General features: G+C 66.9%; 5 protein-coding genes. All 5 read left to right on the forward strand.

Annotated features, from left to right (window positions below):
• Positions 1 to 84 precede the first annotated feature (84 nt).
• The 5 genes from A2X88_05535 (at position 85) to A2X88_05555 (ending at position 3,313) form a co-directional block, all read left to right on the forward strand.
• On the forward strand, positions 85 to 1,554 hold the full coding sequence (locus A2X88_05535; protein OGP33638.1) for a hypothetical protein: 1,470 nt from the start codon (positions 85 to 87) through the stop codon (positions 1,552 to 1,554).
• 216 nt (positions 1,555 to 1,770) lie between these two features.
• Complete coding sequence (locus A2X88_05540; protein OGP33639.1) at positions 1,771 to 2,034, forward strand: hypothetical protein; 264 nt, start codon at positions 1,771 to 1,773, stop codon at positions 2,032 to 2,034.
• A complete protein-coding gene (locus A2X88_05545) occupies positions 2,031 to 2,423 on the forward strand; it encodes a twitching motility protein PilT (protein OGP33640.1) in 393 nt (130 codons plus the stop codon). Before A2X88_05540 ends, A2X88_05545 begins: the two co-directional genes overlap by 4 nt.
• A 240-nt stretch (positions 2,424 to 2,663) precedes the next feature.
• Complete coding sequence (locus tag A2X88_05550) at positions 2,664 to 2,906, forward strand: prevent-host-death protein (GenBank protein OGP33641.1); 243 nt, start codon at positions 2,664 to 2,666, stop codon at positions 2,904 to 2,906.
• Positions 2,903 to 3,313 (forward strand): DNA-binding protein, encoded by a 411-nt coding sequence (locus tag A2X88_05555; GenBank protein OGP33642.1) that lies wholly within the window; start codon positions 2,903 to 2,905, stop codon positions 3,311 to 3,313. The genes A2X88_05550 and A2X88_05555 overlap by 4 nt, the downstream gene beginning before the upstream one ends.
• Positions 3,314 to 3,424: the final 111 nt, after the last annotated feature.

Genomic DNA, 3,424 nt, shown 5'->3' on the forward strand with positions numbered 1-3,424 from the left:
AGACCTGTCTAAAGAATGGTCCATAGAGGGGTTCACACCATGAAGGCAACCGGGATGAGACTTCTCAGGAACGTCCCGGTTCTGATGACCGCGTGGGTGTTCGCACTCGCCTTGGCGGGTGTCCTTCACCCCCGGACCGCGGCCGCCGCCGACCTGTTCCTCGCCGACGAGCCGGAAGTCTACGCGGCGATCGACAAGCTGGCCGCCTCCGGGTACCTGCCCGGCCTCCTCCTCAACACCCGCCCCTACACGATGGCGGCGGTCCGGGCTGCAACGGGCGAAGCCTCCCGGTCGGCCTGGCTGGAAGGGATCGACGCCGAACTGATCCGGTGGCTCTCCTTGTACGCCGCCCCGACCGAGTCGGCGCGCCTGACCGTTGCCGGGGGCCATGCCGACTCCCGGTTCACCCCGTGGAACCACGAGGGGATCCCGGTCCCCGCCGGGTGGAGCGGGCAGGCCTACTTCTTCGCCCGCGAGGAGAAGGCCCCCTTCTTCAGCGGGCAGCTTCGGGCCGCCTCCTTCTTCGGCGAAGGGGGGGACGACGGCAACCGCCTGCTCGACGCCTCCCTTTCCGCCGGCTACCCCTGGCTGACGGTCCAGGCCGGGAAGATCTCGGCCTGGTACGGCCCGGGCCGCCGCGGGGCGCTCCTCTTCACGAACAACGCGCAACCCTACCCCGGCGTCCGGATCCACAACCCGGTCCCGATCCGGCCCACCGGGCGCCTGGCCTTCCTCGGCAGCTTCCAGTACGACTTCTTCGCCGCCCGGATGGAAAAGAAGCCGCTCCACTCCCACTCCATCCTCACCGGGACCCGCCTGGCCCTCCAGCCGCGCCCCTGGATCGAGCTGGGCCTCTCCCGCGTCCTGCATTACGGCGGGGACGACCGCGACAACGGGATCTCCGAGTTTTTCGACACCTACCTGGGCGACAACGAGCCCTCCGACCGGAGCAACACGCTGGGGGGATGGGACGTCACCCTCACCCTTCCTTTCCCCTCCCAGCCGGTACAGATCTACATGGAGCGCGGGGCGGAGGACAGCAGCCACTGGGGGCGGATCTTTTTCCCCTGGGACGACCGGTTCGCGAACCTCTACGGGCTCTACCTGCCCCGCATCCTTTCCCTCGACCGCCTCGACCTGCGCGCCGAGTATGCCGATACCTGGAGCGGGGAGAACAAGGGCGACAACTGGTACGGCCACTCCGCCTACCCCCACACCTACCGCGGAGACATTCTCGGCCACCCGATGGGAGGGAGCGCGAGGAACTGGTCAGTCCAGTCGCGCTACTGGTTCCTCCCGACCGCCTGGGGAACGCTCTCCTGGGAGCGGGTTCTGCGCGACGGCGGCCCCTCCGCGGGGGAGCGCCGGACGCTGTGGTCCGCCGGGTTGAGCGGCTGGCTCACGGAGAAGTGGCGGGCCGAGGCCTCCGCCGTCATCGACCGCGTCTCCACGAAAGGCGGGCTCCCCGGCCCCTCCGGCACCGACTTCTCCGCCCGGCTCCAGCTTTCGTACCAGGTGACCACGCTGACCCCCTGGATCCTCGGAGAGCGGTGAACCCACGGAACGCCGTCTTGACGCAAGGGAACGGGATAGGAAATGTCAGGGAAGAATATTGGTACTCCTTCGAAGGAGGTATAAAGGTTTGCCCCAACCGCCCGGAAGCCGAAATTCATGACCCGGGACGGATCTGCCGGGACGGATGGGGCGGGACGGATTGACGAAAACCGGCGTGAGGCATAAAATGACTCATCATGGTTCGGGAGGTGAGTCATGAAGCAGATCACGATCCGGATCTCCGACCCCGAGCTGGAGGAGGCCCTGGTCCGGAAGGCGAAGGAGTCGGGGAAATCGTTGAACAAGGTGGTCCTCGAGCTTGTCCGGGCCGGCGCCGGCAGCCCTGGCGGGGGAAAGAAGAGGACGCCCCGCGGCGCATCCCTTGCGGAGCTTGCGGGAGGCTGGACGGCTCAGGAAGCAAAAGAGTTCGAAGAGGCCATCCGGATCTTCGAAGAGATCGACGAAGAGATGTGGAAGTGAAGCTCCTTATCGACACCAACGTGTACGCGCTCTACCGGATGGAGCACGCCCCGACCGTCGCAAGAATCGCCGCCTCCGACTCGGTCCTGGTCTCGCCCGTGGTCCTCGGGGAGATCCTGTTCGGGTTCCGCAACGGTACGCGCTTCGACCACAACATGTCGCTGCTGGCCCGGTTCCTCGAACACGAGGCGGTCGAGGTGGTCCCCATGGGCGACCTGACCGCCGACCGCTACTCCAGGATCGCGCTCCAGCTCCGGCGCCAGGGGACCCCGATTCCCGCCAACGACATGTGGATCGCGGCCCAGGCGATGGAGCACGGGGCGGAGCTCCTCACCTCCGACCGCCATTTCGAGCAGGTCGGAGGGCTGGCTTGCACGATCTGCCAATGAAGTTCACGGTCAACAAGTCCCTGATCTGGGAGTACGACTTCACGGAAGCCGACTACGAAACGGAGGCGTTCCGCCGGTTCTACGTCGGCCGGGTCCTCACCCGGGGAAGCGACGCCGACCTGAAGGGGATCGGGCTGGAAGGATCCGGCAGGTGACGATGAAAGCGCGGCCTCGCGCGCGGTTGACCTTCGGGCGACAGGTCTGTAGACTGGTCTATATACTGGTCTGCAGGAGGGCGCGGTGAAGAGAGTCGGAGCATACGAGGCGAAAACGCACCTGCCCGCGCTGTTGAAGGAGGTCGCGGAGGGGAAGCGGATCTCCATCACGCGGAAGGGCGTCCCCGTGGCGATGCTCGTCCCCGCGTCCGCCGCCGACAGGACGGCGGTCCGGGAAACGATCCGGAAGCTCAAGGAGTTCCGCCGCGGCATCCGGCTGGGAGGGATCCCCGTCCGGGAGATGATCGAGGAGGGCCGCCGCCGGTGAGCGGGTTCGTCCTGGACTGCTCGGTCGCGATGGGATGGTGTTTCGAGGACGAGGCGGGCCCCTATCCGGATGCGGTCCTCGACGATCTCGCCGGCACCGGCGCCGTGGTCCCTTCGGTCTGGCCGCTGGAGGTGGCCAACGTCCTGGTGACGGCGGAACGCCGGAAGAGGATCTCGAAGGCGCAGTCCCGCCGGTTCCTGGAGCTGCTTCGGGATTTGCCGATCTCCGTCGACGACGCGTCCGTCGCAAGGGCCTGGGACGGCGCCCTTTCGCTGGCCCGCGAACACGACCTGTCGGCCTACGACGCGGCCTACCTGGAGCTGGCCATGCGGGAAGGACTTCCGATCGCCACCCGCGACGACCTGTTGCGCAAGGCCGCCCGGCGCTGCGGTGTGCCGGTGAAGTGATCCGGCGTCCTGATCGTGGCGTTTTGAGGGCATTGCGGAATATGGGTATTGCCTATTTGCCGCATATGGGTGTATGCTGAGGGTAAGGAGGGCGCGGCCATGTTGCTCCAC

It is taken from the genome of Deltaproteobacteria bacterium GWC2_65_14, from assembly GCA_001797615.1.
Lineage (GTDB): Bacteria > Desulfobacterota > Deferrimicrobia > Deferrimicrobiales > Deferrimicrobiaceae > GWC2-65-14.